17 protein-coding genes are annotated in these 21271 nt (G+C 36.8%); all 17 read right to left on the reverse strand.

The annotated features are described in order from the left end of the window. Positions 1-35: 35 nt before the first annotated feature. On the reverse strand, positions 36-938 hold the full coding sequence (locus KQI83_RS00715) for a hypothetical protein (protein ID WP_216553941.1): 903 nt from the start codon (positions 936-938) through the stop codon (positions 36-38). 47 nt (positions 939-985) lie between these two features. Beyond that, entirely contained in the window at positions 986-1279 is a 294-nt protein-coding gene (locus tag KQI83_RS00720; RefSeq protein WP_216553942.1) for a hypothetical protein, read from the reverse strand. Between the two features lie 33 nt (positions 1280-1312). Then, on the reverse strand, positions 1313-1834 hold the full coding sequence (locus KQI83_RS00725) for a hypothetical protein (protein ID WP_216553943.1): 522 nt from the start codon (positions 1832-1834) through the stop codon (positions 1313-1315). 5 nt (positions 1835-1839) lie between these two features. Then, on the reverse strand, positions 1840-3840 hold the full coding sequence (locus KQI83_RS00730) for a serine/threonine protein kinase (RefSeq protein WP_216553944.1): 2001 nt from the start codon (positions 3838-3840) through the stop codon (positions 1840-1842). Between the two features lie 10 nt (positions 3841-3850). Beyond that, on the reverse strand, positions 3851-4621 hold the full coding sequence (locus tag KQI83_RS00735; protein WP_216553945.1) for a PP2C family protein-serine/threonine phosphatase: 771 nt from the start codon (positions 4619-4621) through the stop codon (positions 3851-3853). Between the two features lie 9 nt (positions 4622-4630). Next, positions 4631-5809 carry a DUF6382 domain-containing protein gene (locus KQI83_RS00740; protein WP_216553946.1) on the reverse strand — a complete coding sequence of 393 codons (1179 nt, stop codon included), beginning with the start codon at positions 5807-5809 and terminating at the stop codon, positions 4631-4633. Between the two features lie 15 nt (positions 5810-5824). Then, positions 5825-7591 carry a hypothetical protein gene (locus tag KQI83_RS00745; RefSeq protein ID WP_216553947.1) on the reverse strand — a complete coding sequence of 589 codons (1767 nt, stop codon included), beginning with the start codon at positions 7589-7591 and terminating at the stop codon, positions 5825-5827. 67 nt (positions 7592-7658) lie between these two features. Beyond that, a complete protein-coding gene (locus KQI83_RS00750; protein WP_216553948.1) occupies positions 7659-7955 on the reverse strand; it encodes a WXG100 family type VII secretion target in 297 nt (98 codons plus the stop codon). Between the two features lie 318 nt (positions 7956-8273). Then, positions 8274-12836, reverse strand: a complete 4563-nt coding sequence (gene essC, locus KQI83_RS00755) for a type VII secretion protein EssC (protein ID WP_253295444.1) — start codon at positions 12834-12836, stop codon at positions 8274-8276. A gap of 9 nt (positions 12837-12845) precedes the next feature. After that, positions 12846-13079 carry an EsaB/YukD family protein gene (locus KQI83_RS00760; RefSeq protein WP_253295445.1) on the reverse strand — a complete coding sequence of 78 codons (234 nt, stop codon included), beginning with the start codon at positions 13077-13079 and terminating at the stop codon, positions 12846-12848. Positions 13080-13105: 26 nt separating this feature from the next. Then, positions 13106-14167 (reverse strand): AAA family ATPase, encoded by a 1062-nt coding sequence (locus KQI83_RS00765; RefSeq protein WP_216553950.1) that lies wholly within the window; start codon positions 14165-14167, stop codon positions 13106-13108. 12 nt (positions 14168-14179) lie between these two features. Beyond that, positions 14180-15064 carry an FHA domain-containing protein gene (locus KQI83_RS00770; RefSeq protein ID WP_216553951.1) on the reverse strand — a complete coding sequence of 295 codons (885 nt, stop codon included), beginning with the start codon at positions 15062-15064 and terminating at the stop codon, positions 14180-14182. A 156-nt stretch (positions 15065-15220) separates the two neighbouring features. Then, a complete protein-coding gene (smpB, locus tag KQI83_RS00775) occupies positions 15221-15688 on the reverse strand; it encodes an SsrA-binding protein SmpB (RefSeq protein ID WP_216553952.1) in 468 nt (155 codons plus the stop codon). Between the two features lie 9 nt (positions 15689-15697). Then, positions 15698-17836, reverse strand: coding sequence for a ribonuclease R (gene rnr, locus KQI83_RS00780; protein WP_216553953.1), 2139 nt, complete (start codon positions 17834-17836; stop codon positions 15698-15700). Positions 17837-17898: 62 nt separating this feature from the next. Further along, on the reverse strand, positions 17899-18138 hold the full coding sequence (gene secG / locus KQI83_RS00785; protein WP_216553954.1) for a preprotein translocase subunit SecG: 240 nt from the start codon (positions 18136-18138) through the stop codon (positions 17899-17901). Between the two features lie 58 nt (positions 18139-18196). After that, on the reverse strand, positions 18197-19516 hold the full coding sequence (gene eno / locus KQI83_RS00790) for a phosphopyruvate hydratase (RefSeq protein ID WP_216553955.1): 1320 nt from the start codon (positions 19514-19516) through the stop codon (positions 18197-18199). 154 nt (positions 19517-19670) lie between these two features. After that, positions 19671-21122 (reverse strand): adenylosuccinate lyase, encoded by a 1452-nt coding sequence (gene purB, locus KQI83_RS00795; protein ID WP_216553956.1) that lies wholly within the window; start codon positions 21120-21122, stop codon positions 19671-19673. Positions 21123-21271: the final 149 nt, after the last annotated feature.

Below are 21271 nucleotides of genomic sequence, written 5' to 3' on the forward strand. Positions count from 1 at the left end.
CAAATAACTTTCTCATACTATGCCCTCCCCCCTTTTTATTCTTCTCCCTCAATATACGCATGATATCTTAAATTGTATTCTTCCTCTACGCTAGTCCCCCTTGGAAATGCTATACTTATATCTGAATATTCTTGTATATAATCAAATTTTTTATCATCATTCAAACGAACTACTGTATATTTTATACATAAATCTGTTTGTTTTAACTTTTCTTCCAGCTTTTTTATCTGTTTTTGAAATTCTTCATCGCTCACTTCCGGTCGCATATACCCATGAATAAATATTTGTATTCCTTTATTCTTATTAAGCTTTTGTATTCCTTCTATTGTCGTATCTTTATTATATTGTTTTCCAACTGTTCCATTCAGCGACACGATTACTTTAATATCCGTTCCCGCTTCTTGTGCTATGCTTTGTAAATACTCCTGTACCTCTGCACTTTTTAAAATAGCAAAATATCCATCTTCACAATACGGATTTCCAGCATCATCTACCAGATAATATACTTCAAACTGCTCTCCGCTGTGTTCCCCATCTACTGCTTCTGCAAGTATGGAATAATCTCCTGATATTATTCCGGGGATTTCTCCTCCCACTACTTTGAACTCTTCTCCATACTTTTCTCTCAGATAGTTCAGCATAATCTTAGCTGTGTCTACGAAGCTTTGGGTTCCTATATTCATTCCTTCTTCTTTTATTTTTCTCATGGAATCGTTGGATAGATTACAATCTTCTAAAATTTTCAATTCTTCTTCGGTTGGTTCCCTATATACCTGCACTTTGCTTTCATCCGTGTTGCTTTCATCCATGTTGCTCTCTTCGTTGCTGTTTTCAGTTGGCACTTCATTTTGTTTTTGCCCTTTTGCTTTAGAATCTTTGCATCCGGAAAGGCACGCAAGACCTAATACCAAAATCCCTACTATTATTTTTGTTTTCATTTTTATAGCACCCTAATGTAATTTCTTTGAAAATAGTAATTTTTGCTCTAATATAGGTAAGCATCCGTCGCATCTGCTTCACTGATAAATGATTTTAACGAACCAGGTACATCTTTTGCCGCTTCTTCTAACTTCAGCATCGCTGTATATATTTTAAAAGACTTATTAATAATTTCATTATCAATCAGCACATCACGCAATCCATTTTCCGTTAAAGATAATAATTCCTTTGAAAAGCTCTGCCCTAATTCGATTACTTCCGCAATCACAGAACCCACTGTTGCTGCGCAACTTTCATATTCACTATCCACAATAATAACGTTTCCACCTGCTTTTGCCATTCTTGCCCACTCTCCTCTTCTATATCTTAATAGTTATATACGCTCTTCTGTATGAGTCACAACCACATCTTCTTCCATTTCAAAACGAATTTGTGGCTGTTGCAATACCGTGGTCTGGTCTTCCATTTCTTGTTCCAGTAATGTGTTTTGCTCCAACACAGTCGTTTGCTCTAATACCGTGGTCTGGTCTGGCACAGTTGCCTGATTCAACACCGTGGTCTGGTCTTCTGTCTGCTGATTTAATACCATGGTCTGGTCTTCCATTCCCTGCCCCAGTAATGTAGTCTGTTCATCGATATTTTCTTTTGGTTGTAACCTTCCTGTGGTACGACCTCTTTTCGGTACAATTTTATCTGTATTTTCTCGAATTGCACGAATTTTACTTTTTCCTTCATATCCTTCTTTTTGAATTTTCTTAATACTTCTCTTAGCAGTAATTCCCGTTAATTCTCCAATGACTGCATAGATACGAAAAACAAAAAACAAAATGACAGCTCCGATTCCAAACAAAACCGCACCTACGATTCCTCCATAGAACATAATCTGATTTACCACCTGTTTTACCTCCCATACTTCTGAAATAATGGCGTTAACTTTTGCACAAGTTTTTTCCACTTAATATCGTTTGAAATATCCGCCACCTGCGTTCCCTGATCATAAACTGTAAAAATAGTATCTGCGTTCCAATTTTCTATATTACTATCCTTTGCTGCTTCTTCATTACAAAGTAACGATAAGTATCCAATATAGATATCTTTATACTTTGTTCCAAACTCCTGTACACCGGCTTCATACTTTTCTTTTGCTGCCTCTAAGTTTCCGGTTTTTTCGTACATTTCTGCAACATCACATACATATTTACAACGATCCTTTTCCTGAGTATCATCGGATATTATGGATAATATTTCTTCACAGTAAGTAATTGCCATATTATAATCTTGCATTTTTTCTGTATTATCATCTGATTCTTCAGCACGTTCCCGATACGCCTTATAGAGTACATCACTAAAGTCAATGGTATACTCTGTCAACAATTCATCACTATCTAAATCTTCTACTTCATCCAATCCTTTGTCTGCCACTCGGATTGCTGAATCTACTGCCCCCTCAATAGATGTAGGATATATCATATAAATATCTCCCAGTATCTTATAGTTAAGCATTTTAGCAGCTGACACATTCTGACTATCATTGTATTCTTCAAATGTTTTCATCGTTTCTGCCAGATCAGTCTTGTCGCCTCCTGTGGTATCTAACTCTGATAAAGATGACAATATTTTTTTGTAATATACTGCTTCCGGTACTTCTTCTTCATCTAACATTTGGAAATAGTATAAACTATTGGAATAATCTTTTTCTTCATTTAAATATGTTAACGCAACCTGACGTACTACCTCGCTGTTATTCTGTATGTTCTGATATCCGGAATTGATATATGCTCCGATTCTTTGCAAACCTTCCTCCGGATCCATGTAGTTCACATACAGACTTAACATATCCAAATATGCTTCCGGATTCTTTCCATCCACATCTGTGATTGCCTCTACATATACTTCCGATGCCTTTGAGTAATCACCATTTATTTTGTATGTATTTGCTTTCTCAATCAAACTTCGATAATCTTGTTTTCTGGTATTTTGAACTCCCTGATATCCTAATACAGACACAACAATACTAGCCACCATCGCAGCCACTGTCGTGCCCCAGAGTAATAATTTTCTTGTTTGTTTTTTTCGATGTCCACTGTCCAATTCATCATAGTGTTCTAATGCATAGATTAACTCTGAACAATTCTGATAACGATCTTCCGGATTAGGCTGTGTGCACTTTGCAATAATCTTTTCCAAACCACTGGACAACGCCGGGTTCCATTCACGAATCGGACGTATCTCATAAGGTGGTTCACATGGGTTCTTTCCTGTTACAATATGATAAATCGTTGCTCCCAAACAATAAATATCTGTTCTGGCATCCGTTTTATATATTCCGTGTCCCTGTTCATCACCAAACTGTTCCGGTGCTGCATATCCTCTGGTCCCCAACGCTGTTGTGTCTGCTATATTTTCTACTTTATATTCCTTGGCGGTTCCAAAGTCAATCAATTTTACTCTGCCATCCGGCTGTAACATGATATTAGACGGTTTCATGTCTCGGTAAATAATCGGTGGATTCATGGAATGAAGATAATCCAGGGCACTTGCTAATTGTTTTGCCCATTCAATTACATTTTCCTGTGGCTGTGCTCCTTCTTCTTTCAAAATACGGTCTAACGCCAGTCCCTGAATATAATCCATAACAACGTATACCGTTCCGTCTTTATCAATAATATCCACAATTCTAGGCAATACAGGATGGTCTACTTTTTTCAAAATATTTGCTTCTCGCTCGATTCCTTTTAACTGCATTTCCACGCTTTGCGAACCATCATTTTTCAATTCTTTTACTGCCCACTGCTTATTCAGGCGGTTATCCATTGCAACATATACAATGCTCATTCCACCTTGACCGATTTCTTTTAATATTTCGTATTTTCCATCCAGTACCAGACCTACTTTTGACATTCCTATCCCTCTATCTTATCGTTTTTATCAGTATACAACTGATATTATCTTTTTCTTTCCGCTGCTTTAACATTTCTATAAACGTTAAAATATTCTGTTTCATAGTCTTTTCATCGGAATTTGCTTCAAAACAAAAACTTTTCCACATCTCAGATGGTGTACACACATGGCGCAAGCCATCTGAACACAACATATAAGTAGCATTTTCCTTCACTTTTCCTTTGTAAAACACAGGCTCCACTATTTTAGACGCCCCAATGCATTGCAACAACACACTTTTCCTAGGATCTGTTTCTGCCTGTTCCTCTTTTAAACGTCCTGCTGCAATTTCTCTTGCCACCAGAGTTTGGTCTTCTGTTATCTGATATAGTGTATCTGATAACTCATAGATACGGCTGTCGCCCACATGCACAACATAGTACTGTTCTTCCACTACCAAAAATGCTGTCAGGGTTGTTCCGAGATTTACGCCGTTTTTCCTTCCATAAGCTCCAATTCTTTCATTTTCTTCCAGAACTAATTCTTTCCATCTTTTCCATAGTGTCTGTTCTTCAAATCTTTCGTATAACATCTGCGGAAGTTCTTCATGAAACCATTTTCCAAATCGTTCTATCACTTCTCGACTGGCTACTTCTCCTTTTTCCAATCCGCCCATCCCGTCGCAAATGACAGTAAAGAGTACTTCTCCTTGATCTGTTTTCGCTTTTTTTATCAAGATGGCATCCTGATTGGTTTCCTTTTTAATTCCCACATCACTTGCATACGCTGCTATATATCTCATATTTCTCCCTTATACTAAATCAAATATAAATTCTTCGTCTGCCAAAGAAACTTTTGTTCCCTTTATTAATAATTGCTCATTATCACCTTTCAATATGTTTCCATTCACATAGGTATTATTGGTTGAATCATTATCCCTGATATAACATGCTCCATCTCTTTTGTGGATAATTGCATGTACTCTGCTGATAGCTACATTATCTTCTACCGTATAGTCCGCATCCGTTTTAGACTTTCCGATTCGGAATACATTTTTATTAATAATAATTTTCTCCTGATTTTTCATTCGTATCAACACCGGTGTCGGTTTCTTTTCCGAACTTCTCTGAAACAGCCCTCTTTTTGCCTTTAACGGTTCTTTCAACGTGCCAGACGGACTCATCAGTACAGTAGTTTCATCATGTTCTCCGATTTGAGAATTGGCTATTAGACTTCCGGAAGGCGCAGGTTTTGCCGCCTCTAACTTAATTGGCTTTGGCTGACTTCCCTGTATCGTTTCCTCTCGCATAGAATGCGGCATTGGTGGTGCTGCAAAAGCCGGCTTCATCATTCCCGATGACACCGGTGCCGCAACAGGAATTGGTGCCGCCCCTGTTGCCACTGTTACCTGTGGCTGGCTCTGTCTGATTTTCGCTTCTTTCAAAGTTAAAACCAATTCTTCAAAATTTTCCACTTCAATGCTACGGTTATTAGATATGTATACTACTAACTTTGCGATATAGTAAATATCTTCTTCCTCTTTATACGCAATACTCATAAGCAAGTCTTTTAAAAACTCACGCAAGCTCTTATTTCCATCTAATTTTCTATCTTCCGGAATGCATAAAAAAGAAATATCTCTTGTCACAAAATCAACAAAAATATAATCCAGATTTAAATATAAATATTTCTCATCTATCCCCTTACTTTTCAAAAGTTTATATGCTTCTATGATGGTTCCCAGAAGTTTTAGTACTTCTTCTTTTCCCATTGTTTGCATTAAATATTTTCGCAAAGTTGCCTTATAGGCAATATTATACTGAAAACCGTATTTTCCATCTTCTTGGACTTCTTCCAGCGTTTCAACAATGGTAGATGGATTGTCTTTTAAAATTTCAACTGCCTTATGTTCTACCTTCTGTTCTTCCTGCACCCAATACAGTAAGAAATTTTCTAATCCATGATTTTTTATTTCAAAGATAGTATCCATTTTTTCCTCCGTTTTCTATTTCCAAATGTACTTTATTCTTTCTATTTCTTTTGCAACTTCTTTTGTCTCCTGCGTTTCATTTTCCAGACAATATAAGGTGTTTTTTGCATCTGTATAATACACATCTTTTCCTATTACAAATACCTGTCCTTGAGACTTTATTGCATATTCTTCTTCATCTTTTTTGCGTACTATTACGCTTGTATCTGTATTGTACGCTAATGTTTTTTCTTCTGCATTTAAGTCAAAACTTTTCACACCGCCAGAAATTTTTTCTTCTTTTCCATCCGCATATGAATATAGTGTTCCATCCGCCAGATAATAAACGCAATTTTTTCCCGGCGCATATTGATATGCTGCACACTTTTTTGCTAACAATTTCGGTTCTTGCCAGTCTTTTTCTATTTTTTCACAACTATAAAGATTTTCTCCTGCCAGATAAAATAACAGGTTTTGATTCCATAATTGGATTTTTTGTGCTCTTCCAAAATTTGCCGCTACCTTGCAGGATTCTTTTCCTTCCAATATATTATAACTATACAAGCTGTTTTCCTTTAAATAATAATAACAGGGCGATGTATTCTCGTATGTTTTTACCATATTACCACCAAGAATCACCTCTCTGTCACATGACTGCTCATATTTCGTAGGTTCCGATGCATCTGTAAACCAATCCACATTTGTCGCTACTAACTGTTCTTTTCCTTCTTCTGTTGTATCTACAAAATAAACAGCTTTATCTTCTGTTTGTACAACAAATGCATCTAAATTTTTATAATACCCAAAATATGTAATCGCCGCATACTCTGTGCCATAGCTTTTTTTATCCTGAACACAATAAATGTTATAAGTAAGTTTTACTTCTTCGCCATCTTCACTGCTTTGATTTTTCTGATTCTGTTGCTGGCAGAATACTTTTCCCTTATCTGTTACCCCTATAACTCTTACCGGATTCTCTGTGGTTGCAATCTGATTCACTTCACCTGAAGGCATGACTTCACATATTACATAATTCTCTTCGTCTGCCTGATAAGAATATGCCAAATAATCTCCTTCACTACTAATCACGGTTCCATTGACACCTGTCACATATCTTTTTACCACATCATCTGCACCCAAGCAGTGCAATGAATAGGAATTTTCTTCTTCCTGTGTCCAATAGTAAACTTTGTTCAAAGACTCGTCTGCCACCACACTTACAATCTGCTTATCTTCCGAAACCTTTTTACTTTTCTTCTTCCCTGTCAGTTCCAGTGTTCTTCCATCCGTTCCCATATACAAAAATCTACTATTTTCATATTCACTTTGCAATAAAGCATAGGAACCATCCGATGTATCCGGCACTTTTTCTTCTACATCGTCACTATTTCCAAGCATTCCCGCTCCCGCATAGTAAAGTGTCTTTTCCTTATAAGTAATTTTATTTGGATATATATAACGAAAATAACAAAAAACAACAATGCCTGTCACCATCAAAACTGCCGCTATTATACTTAATATAATAATAAGTTTTTTATGGCTCTTTTTGGGAATCTCAACTTCTCCTGTAACCACACATTTCTCTTCTTTGCTATTTTCCTTGTTTTCATCTTTTTTATTTTCTATTTTATTTACACTCAAAACAGTTGTGGCATCTGTATCCACGCCCTGATATTGATATGAATATTCTTCTTGCGTTTGTTCCTGTATTTCTTCTTTTCCCTTTTTCGGGTCTGCTGCTGCGCCACACATCGGACAATATATTTCTTTTCCTATTTCGTTTCCACATACTCTGCACTTCATGTTCTTCACCTACTCATAATTTTAGAAAAAGCCTCTTAATTTTCATTAAGAGGCTTTTGGTCACCTATTAGCCTTTGAACTGACTAGCGATATCAGAATCTGTTGTTTCAATTGTCTGTGCAGTAGCTCTTAAGGCATCTGCAATTTCACTAATAAGATCTCTTGCTTTCACAAAATTAGGTCTTAACTCTGTAAATCTTGCTGCATAGGACTGGCTAGCTGCACCTTCCCATTCATCCTGCAATGTTTTTAACAGAGAATCCATCTTGCTAATTACCTCATCAACATTACCTGCTTCGTCGTCATACTGTTTGGCACGCTGTCTCATTGTGTCAGGTGTCATTCTAATCTGACCATTACTCATTGCTCTTCCCTCCTTGAAAAATTAAAAAATTGAAAATATATATTAAACCCCTAGCATAAGCCTAATTAATAAATGGCCATACCTATACCAGGTAATTTAATCAATAAATAAATTAATCTAGTAATGTAATATTTAATATTCAATTACTTAATTGGATTTTCACTGAAATAGTTGCTTACCGATTGATAAACACTTGATGTTTACCCCAGTTCCTTATTCGGCAACTCGTCCCTCTCAACTCCAGGACTTATTATACTTCTTTACCGCAATAAAGTCAACTACTTTTTTCCAATTTTTGGAATTTTTTTATTTTATTTGTTATTCCGCATTTACATCCAGTACACTCTTGATTTTTACCACCTCATTTTCTTTGCAATAGAATCCCTCACCTACTTCCAGTTTTTTCTTATATTCTCTTATAATAGCCATTGGGATATCCAGTATCTTTTGGTTAGACAATTCATCAAAAATTAATAAGTGCCTGCTCTCTTTTATATCTTTTAAAGGTTCCGGTGAAGAATAGGAAATATTTGCATTTGGTACATTTGAAATCAAAATTGCCACTTTCATCGCTTTTAATTTTCCTGTTATATTTTTGTATAAATCCATCCATGTTGGATTATTTTGCAATACTTCCAACGCATCCATATTCTGTATTATCATCAGAAGCAACGGTGCCTCTTCTAACACCGTATCATCTCCTGCCACCATTGCGTCATAACGCATGCGCAATTCTTCTTCCCACACGGTAAGCAATTCGCCAATATAATTTGCATCCATGGTATACTTTTCTACAATTTCAAGCTGCGCCATGTTTGCATATTTTTTAGAAACATCATCAATAATTGCTACTTTAACCGGTGCCTTCTCGTCGTTCTGCTGCAAGGTATGTAATAAATAACGCACAAAATTTCCTCGTCCTGAATTTTCTTTTCCGACGATTCCAAGAACTCCAAGATTGTTCATTTGTAGCATTACCGGCATAATAGTACTGTAATTTAAACCAATCATAACCTGATATGCCTTTTGAAGCACTTCCGGATATTGCTGTGCAACATAATTGGAATCCAACACTGCCGGTATCTCCGGTATTCTTTTAGCTCTTGCTGTACTTCTGGCATTTACTTCTGCCATAAATGACTTCATTTCTTCTACACGTTCGATTTCTTTTCTTCCTGCAAACGCCAGATATGTCTGGTATTCATATAATGCTTTGTCAATATCGATAATTCCTCGTCCCGGTACATTTCGCGGCTGCATACGACAATGATCAAATACACTGTTATATTCACTGGAATCATTACAATATAATGCAATTCTTTTTGAAAAATTGGATAAGTATTTATAACCGATTCCCGATGTCTGAGAGTTTACTACCACCACTGAAATTCCAACCGCAAGACCTTCACGACAAAGTAATAAGAGATTGTCGTTATCCTGAAGATATAACTCTTTCAGGGCTGTAAGATTATCTACCATAATTACAATCTGAGGCAGTTCGCGATATCCTGCATCACGATAAGAACTAAAGGAACTGATTCCCATCTGGGACAGCATATCCTTTCTACGGTAAATTTCTTCATTCATCATCTTAAAGAAATTCTTTAACTTTTCATCTTCTGAAGAAGTAACTACTCCACCCACATGACTTAATCCTTCAAAGGTTTTTAAAATCATGGACGCAAAGTCTAAAATATAAATATTTACTTCTTCCGGAGTATAGTTCATTGCCAATCCCTTAATGAGTACCTGTAATAAGTTTGTTTTTCCATACTGAGATGCACCCACTGCAAAAATATTTTCCTGTGAGAAATTGACAAATGTCTCCTTCTGTAACTGCTGCTCCGGTGCATCATAGATACCGATTACTGCACCAATATCTGATTCAATTTCAAAAGCAGGCTTACATAACTGATAATCAATTACTTCTCCTAAGGATGGCAAACAAATTCCCGGCAAATGTTCAATTCCATTATCTTTACAGTATTTTGCTACATACTCTACAATTGTTTCTAACTGTGTTGCAGATTTTTCTGATTTCGGATTCTTCTGTTGAAAGATAACCTGACTCTTACCCAAAAGATTCACATCACTCACAGAAAATTCCTTTACAATATCCACCTGGCTTTGGTCTGCTGCTGCACCACTATATGCAGATTGGAATAATTCAAAAATTTCGTTATTTCCTACCTGCAAATATGCACGTCCCGGTTCTTTGATTTCTGCCGCTAACGGAGACTTTAATACTTCATTACTATCTTCTTTGTTCTGCACTTTCAAACAAAGCTTAAACTTGGAGTTACTCCAAATCTGGTCATCTACTACACCGGATGGTTTCTGTGTTGCAAGAATCAAGTGTACACCAAGGCTCCGTCCGATACGAGCCGCACTGATTAATTCCTTCATAAATTCCGGCTGGTCACTTTTCAACTCTGCGAACTCATCCACAATCAAAATCAAATGGGGTAATGCAATCTTAGCTTCTCCCGCTTTAAACTTCTTAATATACGCATCAATATGATTTACATTATAATCTGCAAATAACTCCTGTCTTTTTCTAAGTTCTGCCTTAATAGAAAGCAGGGAACGGTCAATCTCTCTTCCGTCAATATTGGTAATTGCTCCAATCAAATGTGGCAGGTTTTTAAACTGGTTTACCATACCACCACCTTTAAAGTCGATAATTACAAATCCCACTTCATATGGGTGGAATAAGGTTGCCATGGATAAGATATAACTCTGTAAAATCTCACTCTTACCGGAACCTGTTGTACCTGCTACCAATCCATGAGGACCATGGTGTTTTTCATTTAAGTCCAGACTTACCACTTCGTCACCGCTTTTTACTCCAAGCGGTGCTGCCATGCTTTCATATACTTTAGATTCTCTCCAACGCGATGCAATATCCAGGTTGTCAATATTGATAATTCCCAATAATTCATAGAGTGAAATGCTTTTTGTCAAGCTACTTTCCAGACTCACTTCATCTACATACACACATCCTAACCGTAAAGAAAGACTTTCTGCTACACGGTTTGGAATTGTGTGATAAGTAAACGGCTGTTTTTCTTCTCCATTCTCAGAACTTACAATGACACCTGTCGCAAAATCATCTGCCATTTTTAAAACTTTGTCACAGCCCTTTGGCAATAATTCTTCATATTCTTCAAAAAACAAAAAGTTAAATCCATACTTTCCACATTCTTCTACATACTTTGATACCGGATGCTGTGCAAGTCCCTCTGCATCGGTAACAAATACCACATAATGTGGAAGGTGTTTTAAATCTTCTTCCTTCAATCCCTCTCTGGAAGATAATTCTTCATAGAGTACCTCTAAAATAATTTTTCGGCTTTCTTCATCGTACATGAAGTTTCGAATATTTCCTACACCGCTTTTTACATTATGAAGCCAACGAAGCCATGTATATTTTTCCTGTTCATTTTCGTTAAATAAATAGTAAAATTTCACATCATGGTAAAAATGACGCACAGATAAATCAATGGTAATATTTTTTAACATTTCATACTGCACTTCTTTGCTTCCCACAATTCCAATACAATTATTTTCCTTTAGATTAATGCAAACCGGTGCATCTTCCACATAACGATAAGCGTCCGCTAACTTTTCCGGATACTCGCTCAAGTCATCTTCCGTATCTTTAAACTCCTGTTTCTTATAAGCCACCTGACTCAAAGACTCTACCGTTCCGGTTCCCACTCGGACAGTCAGATAATCATCATCTTCCACATCCTTTTCAAACAATCTGCTGTCGAACCGCTCTACTTCTTCAATTTCTCTATCGATAGAAATATATTTTTCTTCCAGAATTCTAAGTTCTTTTTTTCGTAGTTCTTTTATCTCATTTTCCTTATCTTTCGCATACTGAAGATACTCTTTTCGTCGTTCTTTTATCTCTGTCCGATATTCTTTTCCATCCATAAAATAAGTAATAATAGAAGTGGCAATTCCCATTCCCATCATGGCGGCACTATAAATAACAAACATTCCGCCGCCACCCATGGCACCACGCAAAAATACCATCATTACCATAGATATTAATGCCGGAATAATTGTCATCACAACATTTCTCTTTGGTGCTTCTTTTTTTGCCTTTGGTGCTAAAACTTCAATTTCTTCTTCCGGTACAATATACTTTATTCTGGTATTTCTTTGAAACTTGGGATACATAAGCTGATTCCCTGTTTGCATAGTATCCATTTCCTTCAAACCATTTACCTGAATTGTATTGGCATTGGTTGTAAACAATCTTGAATTACGAATATAAAAGGAATATCCATCTAACATGAAAAAGTCCATATCATAAATCGTTTTTTCCTTTTCTTCCATACGAAATCCATTTACATAGACACCATATCTGGTTCCGGTATCTTTCAGCATATAATTACCGTTATTTTTTACTAAAGCAATGGTATCTTCCTCTACCAAATCATCCTGAATATGTAAATTACAAAAAGCCTTTCCGCCAATGGCAATACTTTGCTGCTCCGGTATTTCTATTACACGTTCAAAATCGCTATACATGTTATCAAAGTCAATGTAAAAAGAAACTTTCATCAATTCTGCATTACTGCTTTGATATTTTAAAACAATCTCTGTTCCGTGTTTCAAAGTCATTGCCGTCTGTTTCATCAAACCATCGGATATGAAATATACGGTGTCACTGCAAATCAGTTTCCACTCTTCGCCTTGTGGTACAACTAAAATTTCAAAATCGTCAAAAAAACTGTCACGACTAAATCGCACGTTACAGTTTTTCGTAGTTCCTATGCATACACCATCTTTATTTTTTCCATACAATACAATTTCCTGGTATATTTTCGTTCCAAATAAAATGATTTTATAATTCTGTTCCTTCATGCGCTTCCCCTATCTCGTAAAATTTATTATAGTGCCATTTCTAAGTTGGTATTCTTCTATGGTTTTATTCCCCTTTAGTAATGCAATGGGATTTTCTGTCTTTAAATAACATTGTCTGATATCCTCTACATCTATCCCCAGATGATATCCCTGATTTAATGCCGTCAACAATTCATTTGCAGTAATATTTAACGGCACTTCTATGTCGTGTATTTCTTGTCGTTTATGTAAATAAAGTGACATGATAATTGTATTTTCCATCATTTCTCCTAACCCAGCAAATACGCTGTTGCCTGAAATAAGTTACTTCTGCGAATATTTTCTAATGTAATGGCTCTTCCGTTCATTTCTTCTTTTGCTACATATTCTGCAATACTGCAATTTTGCAATATTTCGCTATATAGGATACGATTTTCGCAGGTTTCCCGATAGTTATTGCAAACCCACAACATTTTTTCATCATCTGAATAATCAATATTTTTCAAAAATTCTTCTATCTTATACACAGACAAGGCATCCTGCTGCAATACATTTACTACACGATAACACCTTGCCATCAGCTTGGTTTTAAAAAGTGTTAATTCAGAAGATACATCAAAAATAATATAGTCATATATATTCGCATCCAGAATCTGATTAATAAAGAACAGATAATTTTCTTCGGTAATTCCATATGCTAATATTGACTGACGCATTGGTTTTACATAGTCAAACTCTTCATGCCCTACTGCATTTTTTAAATAAGACAATGCATGCTCATCCTCATTTACGATACAAGATGCCAATTCCTCATATGCATAGCCTTTATCCCGCATATACCATTGAAAACTCTGTATGCTTTCGGCATTAAAATACAGTACCTTTTTCCCTTGTTTTGCCAATGCTACTGATAATCCAAGAGCTGTGGTTGTCTTTCCCACACCACCAATAGGAGAATATACCATAATCCCCTTGGTAACACGATTTGTATCCGTATTGGTTCGTATATTCAACCTTTGACTGATTTTTTCAGTAATACAACGCGCCATTTCCCCCGGATTCATGTATTTATGTAACAGGCAGATGCGACTATCTGTTTCCTCCTGTACTTCATTCTCCTGAAGTACAAATGTCAGATTCACGTTCTGCTTTTGCACACATTCCCGATACCAATTTTCTTGTGCCACTAATACGTCAATACTTTTGGGTTTTTCAAAGTAAGTATCAAAATACTCCTGTTCTGTAATGGATTCTATTTCCGCCCGCTCACCTAATTCTTCTAAAAGCTTCCATTCCAGTCCTTCTAAAAATTTATCGTCACCGTCAATTAATACGATTGATATACTTTGCATTTCTCACACTCCTTACTGTACTTCATATTGCAAATCTGCAATCTGTATCACATCACCTGCCTGCAATGGAATATATTCACCGTTTTTTACAATACTTCCATTTACATAAGTGTGATTCAAACTTCCCATATCTTCAATATAGAATTGACCGTTCATCCAAAAAATTCTGCAATGCTTTCTGCTGACAGAACTTGACCCTTCAATCACTTTATGGGCATATTCCGGGCTTTTTCCTAAAATGCACTCTGCCATATCAATTATGAGATTTTGTCCATTGGTAATTCCAACAAGTCGAATTCTCTGGGCATTTCCTCTATTTACTCCTGTACTATATTTTTTCATTTTTAAATTCAGAAAGATATCGTCTGAGCTATTCATGCCCTCCCTGCAATCCTGATATAACGAGATTATTCCTTCGTCTTGCTGGCATTGTGCCTTTTCGATAATTTCACATATCAGACTTTTCATTGCCAGTTCAAAGGACATCTGCGTCTCAGGTGTGGAAGAAATCGCTAATGGAACGCAAATCATATGTACTCCCAAATTATCATCTAAAAATATAGCATCATAGGATAAATCAATGGTTTCTGTTTGTATCAATCCATTCATTTTAAAAGAATCTACATTTTTATATATTTCTGTTATTATTTGAATAACATGCTCAGGCAATAACTGCCCCTTATAGCTATATAAAGTATGATAGGCACTTAAGGGATAACTCAGTCTCACCTTGCCGTTCCATGCAGATTTGTAACATGGAATAAATGCATCTCCTGCCTGATTCTGTAATATTTTATATGCCGTCTGATAAAAAAAGCTATTATCTTCTAAGGTATAATACAACCGTTCTGAAGTCCTTCCAGACTGTACAATACTTTCACACACAAAACTGCTCATTTTGGTACTCCTTTTTGATTGAAATTTATGATTTCAGGGAAATACATCGAATAAAAGATTTTTGATTTTTCAGAAATGACTCCCCTTATTAATCATACTCTCAAACCCGTTTTTTCTAAAGAAACTATATCACACTGGTAACCCATATGCAATCTTTTAGTATAAATTTTTTACTTTAAACTCCCTTTCGGACTCTCTTCTTTGATCCTTTTTTGCAATATCCTGGCGTTTGTCATACAATTTCTTTCCTCTTGCAAGTGCTATCTCAACCTTCACAAGACTTCCTTTGAAATATACCTGTATCGGCACCACAGTATAACCTTTTTCTGCCATTTTTCCTGCTATTTTATTAATCTCATGCTTATGCAATAAGAGTTTTCTAGGACGAAGCGGGTCCTTGTTAAAAATATTTCCCTTTTCATAAGGGCTGATATGCATTCCATAAATAATTACTTCACCTTTTTCAATTCTGATAAATGCCTCTTTCACGGAACATTTTCCCATACGCAGGGACTTTACTTCTGTACCTGCAAGACTGATTCCTGCTTCATATTTATCTTCAATAAAGTAATCATGAAATGCCTTTTTATTATTTGCAATTAGTTTGATACTTTCTTTCCCCATATGCTTCCTCTATTCTTCCTTTTCCGGTAGTACAAAATCTATGGTACGCATAAACTTATCTGCGTTATCCACAACTACCTTTAATTTCTGTCCCAGTTTGTAACGCTTTCCAGTGGCTTCTCCCACCATCTCGTAGGTTTCTTCTTCATAATGGTAATAATCATCTGTTAGATTCGTCACATGAATCATACCTTCTATGGTATTTGGAAGTTCCACATATATGCCCCAGGCAGTAATACTGGATATCACACCTTCGTAAGTCTCTCCAATGTGTTTTTCCATATATTCTACTTTTTTCAACTTTTCTGTTTCTCGTTCTGCTTCGTCTGCCCTGCGTTCCATTTCACTGGAATGTGATGCCACGTCCGGCAATATTTTATCATAATGCTCTATTCTCTTCTGATTCAGCTTACCTCGAAGATTCTCCTTGATAATACGATGAATCTGCAAATCCGGATAACGACGAATCGGCGACGTAAAATGGCAATAATACTGGGTAGCCAAACCAAAATGTCCGGTACTTGTCACCGTATATTTTGCCTGTTTCATAGAGCGCAATGTCAAACGGCTAATCAATGCTTCTTCCGGGGTATCTTCTATCTTACACAATAACTTTTGCAATTCTTTTGGATGTATCTCATCTTGTCCGTTTTTTATGGTATATCCAAAATTATTTATAAACATACTAAGCTTTTGAATTTTTTCCGGGTCAGGTGTATCGTGGGTACGATATACAAAAGGTAATTCCTGCCAGAAATAATCCTGTGCTACTGTTTCATTTGCTATCAGCATAAAATCTTCAATGATTTTAGTGGCTACGTTTCGTTCATACGGCTTAATTTCTATTGGTTTTCCCTGTTTATCCAAAATAATCTTAGTCTCCGGGAAATCAAAATCAATCGAGCCTCTTTTTTTACGCTTTTCTCTTAAAATTGCAGCTAATTCCTGCATGAGTTCAAACATCGGTACCAATTCTTTGTACTCTGCAATTTCTGTTTCATCATGATCTATCAATATTTTTTTCACACTGGTATAGCTCATGCGGCGGTCTACTCTTACTACCGTTTCCGCAATTTTGTGATCCACTACATTTCCTTTTTTATCAATGAGCATAATGCAGCTTAGTGCCAAACGGTCTTCTCCTGCATTCAGAGAACAAATACCATTGGAAAGCGTATGTGGTAACATTGGAATTACACGGTCTACTAAATAAACACTGGTACCACGTTCTAACGCTTCTACATCCAATGCACTCTTTTCCTGTACATAATTGGTCACATCTGCGATATGAACTCCAAGCCGATACTTATCTCCTTCTTTGGTAATGGTGATAGCGTCATCCAAATCCTTGGCATCTTCTCCATCAATGGTTACCATCTGCCAGTCTCTTACATCCATTCGTCCTGCCATATCAGCAGTACTTACCGGTTTTGCCACGTTATCTGCCTGTTTCAAAACTTTCTCCGGAAATTCTACCGGTAAATCATACCCCTTTACAATGGACATGATATCTGTTCCGGGGTCATTGATGTGACCGATAATTTCAACCACTTTTCCTTCCGGTTTTCGATTCTTTTTGCCATAATCGGTTAATTCTACTACTACCTTATGTCCATCCACTGCTCCCTTAGAACGTTCTAAGGGAACAAAAATATCCTGTCCAAACTTGGCATTGTCCGGCACCACAAATCCAAAATTTTTACTTTTTTGAAAGGTTCCCACTACCTGTACGGTTCCCCTTGCCAAAATCTTAACAATCGTTCCTTCTTTACGTTTTCCTTCTGCCACTTTTCCGGTAGACAGCACTACTTGCACCGTATCACCATGCAATGCTCCATTTACCTGTGTCTCCGGAATAAAAATATCTTCCGTTTCTCCTTCAACTGTAACGAATCCAAAACCTCGAATATTTCCAGTGAAAGTTCCTACTAAAAATATTCCTTCCGCCTTAGAATATTTTCCACGTTTAGAAAGTTCTATCTTTCCTTCTGCCATTAAAGCATTCAATACTTCTTCTAAGTCAGGTCTATCTTCTCTTGGTACATTCATAAGAATTGCCAGTTCCTTTATTTTCATAGGAACATACATATCATTGCACATCAGTTCATAAACTGCCTGTTTTCTTTTCTCCAGTAATTCTTTCTCCATACTCTCTCCTATTGCACAAAAAACAGACTGCCGGAAATTAACATCCCGACAGTCTTTCGTACTTAAAAACTTCCAATATTCAATACTGCTGCAATTACTAAAAACAGAATTACCAATACTCTGGTAATCTTCACCAGCATTCCTTCTACGGAACGTCCTTTATTCTTGCTCCAATATGTCTCAGAACTTCCTGCAATCGCACCAAGTCCTGTCTGTTTGCCTTCCTGCATTAAAACGACAATTGTTATCACAATACTGATTATGATAAATGCAATCTGCAAAACCATCTTTAATACTGCCACTGTCCTACACCTCCTGAGGCTGTCTTCGTTCACAACTCAGAACATTGTACCATAGCAGTTAAAACTTGTCAAACGGATTCTTATATTCTGCAACACATCCCAACTGTTCTTCAATGCGAAGTAATTGATTGTATTTTGCTGTACGTTCTCCTCGACACGGTGCTCCTGTTTTTATCTGTCCTGCATTTACTGCTACTGCCAAATCTGCAATAAATGTATCTTCTGTTTCACCGGAACGATGGGATATTACTGCACGATATCCATTTTTATGCGCCAATTCAATCGCTTCCATGGCTTCTGTCAATGTTCCTATCTGGTTTACCTTTACTAATATGGCATTGGCTGCTCCCAACTTAATTCCTAAGTCTAAACGTTTGGTATTGGTAACAAATAAATCATCTCCTACCAACTGTACTCGTTCTCCAATTCGTTCTGTCAACTCCTGCCAACCATCCCAATCTTCTTCCGCTAATCCATCTTCAATGGATATAATCGGGAATTTTTCAATCAAAGTTTCGTAGTAATTTATCATTTCTTTGGTATTTCGAACCACTTCTTCTCCCTTTAATTTGGATTCCCCCGGAAAATGATACATTTCTGTTTTTTCATTGTAAAGCTCACTGGCAGCTGCATCAAGAGCAATCTTAAAATCTTCTCCCGGCACATAACCAGACGCTTTTACCGCTTCCATAATTAATTCCAGTACTGCAAAGGTATCCGGTAAATCAGGCGCAAATCCGCCTTCATCTCCTACTGCTGTAGATAAACCCTTTTCTTCACAAATCTTTTTCAGATTATGATAAACTTCTGCACACATGCGCAATGCTTCGTTCCACTCTTTTGCTCCTACCGGCATAACCATAAATTCCTGAAAATCCACGGTATTGTCTGCATGTCGTCCACCATTTAAAATATTCATCATAGGTACGGGCATACGTTTTGCATTGGTTCCCCCCAGATACTGATACAATGGCAGTTCCATGGCCTCTGCCGCTGCTCTCGCTGTTGCCAGAGACACGCTCAGCATGGCATTTGCTCCAAGATTGATTTTATCGTCCGTTCCATCTTCTGCAATCAGACATCGGTCAATTTCCACCTGATTTAAAGCATTTTTTCCTATTAGTATTTTATTTATCTTATCATTTACATGTTTTACCGCTTTTTGCACTCCTAATCCGAAATAACGTGGTTCTCCATCTCGTAGTTCCACTGCTTCAAACTGGCCGGTAGAGGCTCCTGATGGCACCGATGCCCGTCCTTTTGTATGCTTTCCTGTTGTTACTGTTTGTACCGTAACCTCTGTTTCTACCGTTGGATTTCCTCTGGAGTCCAGCACTTCCCTAGCATGTACATCTGTAATTTTCAAGCAAAAACTCATAACTTTCTCCTTTCACATATACCCATACATTTACTCTAATATCGTTTTTCTTGTATCAGTATTTGCCAAATTCGAAAAAATATACAAAAAAGAGACTTTTCCACAGTCACTACTGCTTCAAAAGTCTCTTTCCACACTTTTATTCTAAAAATTCTTATACGTTAATCTCTGCTGTCATACCTAAGACTGCTTTATTCTTTTCTAATACCGGATTTACTACATTCTGTAAGAACTTCTCTACCTGTAATGGTGCACGTCCTACATACTTAGATGGATCCATGGATTTTTCAAGTTCTTCCAGACTCAGGTTAAATGCCGGGTCTGCTGCAATTAACTCTAACAGATTGTTATCTTTTCCTTCTACTTTAACGTTCTTTCCTGCTTCCATAGAAAGCTGACGAATCTTTTCATGCATTTCCTGACGGTTTCCACCATTCTTTACAGCATCCATCATAATATTTTCAGTCGCCATAAATGGAAGTTCTGCCATCATGTGTTTACGGATTACTTTGTCATATACTACCAATCCGTCTACTACATTGAGACAAAGGTCTAAGATTCCGTCAATTGCTAAAAATCCTTCTGGAATAGAAAGACGTTTGTTTGCAGAATCATCCAAAGTTCTTTCAAACCACTGTGTAGCAGAAGTGATTGCAGGATTCAACGCATCTACCATGACATAACGTGCTAATGATGCGATACGTTCAGAACGCATTGGATTTCTCTTATATGCCATAGCAGAGGAACCTATCTGGTTCTTTTCAAATGGCTCTTCTACTTCTTTTAAGTGCTGTAACAAACGAATATCGTTTGACATCTTGTGCGCACTTGCTGCAATTCCTGCTAAAATATTTGCTACTCTTGTATCTACTTTTCTGGAATAGGTCTGTCCGGAAACTGCATAGCAATCCTTAAATCCCATTTTTTCTGCAATCATCGGATCAATCTTATCGATAGTTTCCTGATCTCCTGCAAATAATTCCTGGAAACTTGCCTGTGTTCCTGTTGTTCCTTTTGAACCTAAAAGTTTTAAACTATTCTGTACATATTCCAAGTCTTCTAAGTCCATGATAAATTCCTGTGTCCAAAGAGTTGCTCTTTTTCCTACAGTTGTAGGTTGTGCAGGCTGAAAATGAGTAAATGCTAAGGTAGGTAAATCCTTGTATTTATCTGCGAATTTTCCAAGTTCTGCAATTACATTTACTAATTTTTTATGAACTAATTTTAATGCTTCATTCATTACGATAATGTCAGTATTATCACCTACATAACAAGAGGTTGCTCCTAAATGGATAATTCCTGCTGCCTTTGGACACTGCTGTCCATATGCATATACATGACTCATAACATCATGACGTACTAATTTTTCTCTTTCTTTTGCCACATCATAATTGATATCATCAATGTGACTCTTCATTTCATCAATCTGTTCCTGTGTAATAACAGGCTTTCCATTCTCACTTAATCCAAGTTCCATTTCTGTTTCGGCAAGAGCAATCCATAATTTTCTCCATGTACGAAACTTCATATCTGGTGAAAAAATGTACTGCATTTCTTTGCTTGCATAACGCTCAGATAATGGACTGTTATATCTATCTGTTGCCATTTGTATTCTCCTTTTTTTCTTTTATAATTACAGCGTTGCACCTTTAAATATCTTGTAATCGCAGCGACGCTCACTGTGAATCCGCTTTGCTCCTTCACAGTGTCCGTTGCACTCCCATGTCCTTTCGCCCTGCTTCGCAGACTGCCTGC

It is taken from the genome of Roseburia sp. MSJ-14, assembly GCF_018918225.1.
Lineage (GTDB): Bacteria > Bacillota > Clostridia > Lachnospirales > Lachnospiraceae > Petralouisia.

Excerpts from the sequence above, each read along its gene's own strand:
- KQI83_RS00715 (WP_216553941.1), bottom strand. The coding sequence starts at position 938 with ATGAAAACAAAAATAATAGTAGGGATTTTGGTATTAGGTCTTGCGTGC.
- KQI83_RS00720 (WP_216553942.1), bottom strand. The coding sequence starts at position 1,279 with ATGGCAAAAGCAGGTGGAAACGTTATTATTGTGGATAGTGAATATGAA.
- KQI83_RS00730 (WP_216553944.1), bottom strand. The coding sequence starts at position 3,840 with ATGTCAAAAGTAGGTCTGGTACTGGATGGAAAATACGAAATATTAAAA.
- KQI83_RS00735 (WP_216553945.1), bottom strand. The coding sequence starts at position 4,621 with ATGAGATATATAGCAGCGTATGCAAGTGATGTGGGAATTAAAAAGGAA.
- KQI83_RS00740 (WP_216553946.1), bottom strand. The coding sequence starts at position 5,809 with ATGGATACTATCTTTGAAATAAAAAATCATGGATTAGAAAATTTCTTA.
- KQI83_RS00745 (WP_216553947.1), bottom strand. The coding sequence starts at position 7,591 with ATGAAGTGCAGAGTATGTGGAAACGAAATAGGAAAAGAAATATATTGT.
- KQI83_RS00750 (WP_216553948.1), bottom strand. The coding sequence starts at position 7,955 with ATGAGTAATGGTCAGATTAGAATGACACCTGACACAATGAGACAGCGT.
- essC (WP_253295444.1), bottom strand. The coding sequence starts at position 12,836 with ATGAAGGAACAGAATTATAAAATCATTTTATTTGGAACGAAAATATAC.
- KQI83_RS00760 (WP_253295445.1), bottom strand. The coding sequence starts at position 13,079 with ATGTCACTTTATTTACATAAACGACAAGAAATACACGACATAGAAGTG.
- KQI83_RS00765 (WP_216553950.1), bottom strand. The coding sequence starts at position 14,167 with ATGCAAAGTATATCAATCGTATTAATTGACGGTGACGATAAATTTTTA.
- KQI83_RS00770 (WP_216553951.1), bottom strand. The coding sequence starts at position 15,064 with ATGAGCAGTTTTGTGTGTGAAAGTATTGTACAGTCTGGAAGGACTTCA.
- smpB (WP_216553952.1), bottom strand. The coding sequence starts at position 15,688 with ATGGGGAAAGAAAGTATCAAACTAATTGCAAATAATAAAAAGGCATTT.
- rnr (WP_216553953.1), bottom strand. The coding sequence starts at position 17,836 with ATGGAGAAAGAATTACTGGAGAAAAGAAAACAGGCAGTTTATGAACTG.
- eno (WP_216553955.1), bottom strand. The coding sequence starts at position 19,516 with ATGAGTTTTTGCTTGAAAATTACAGATGTACATGCTAGGGAAGTGCTG.
- purB (WP_216553956.1), bottom strand. The coding sequence starts at position 21,122 with ATGGCAACAGATAGATATAACAGTCCATTATCTGAGCGTTATGCAAGC.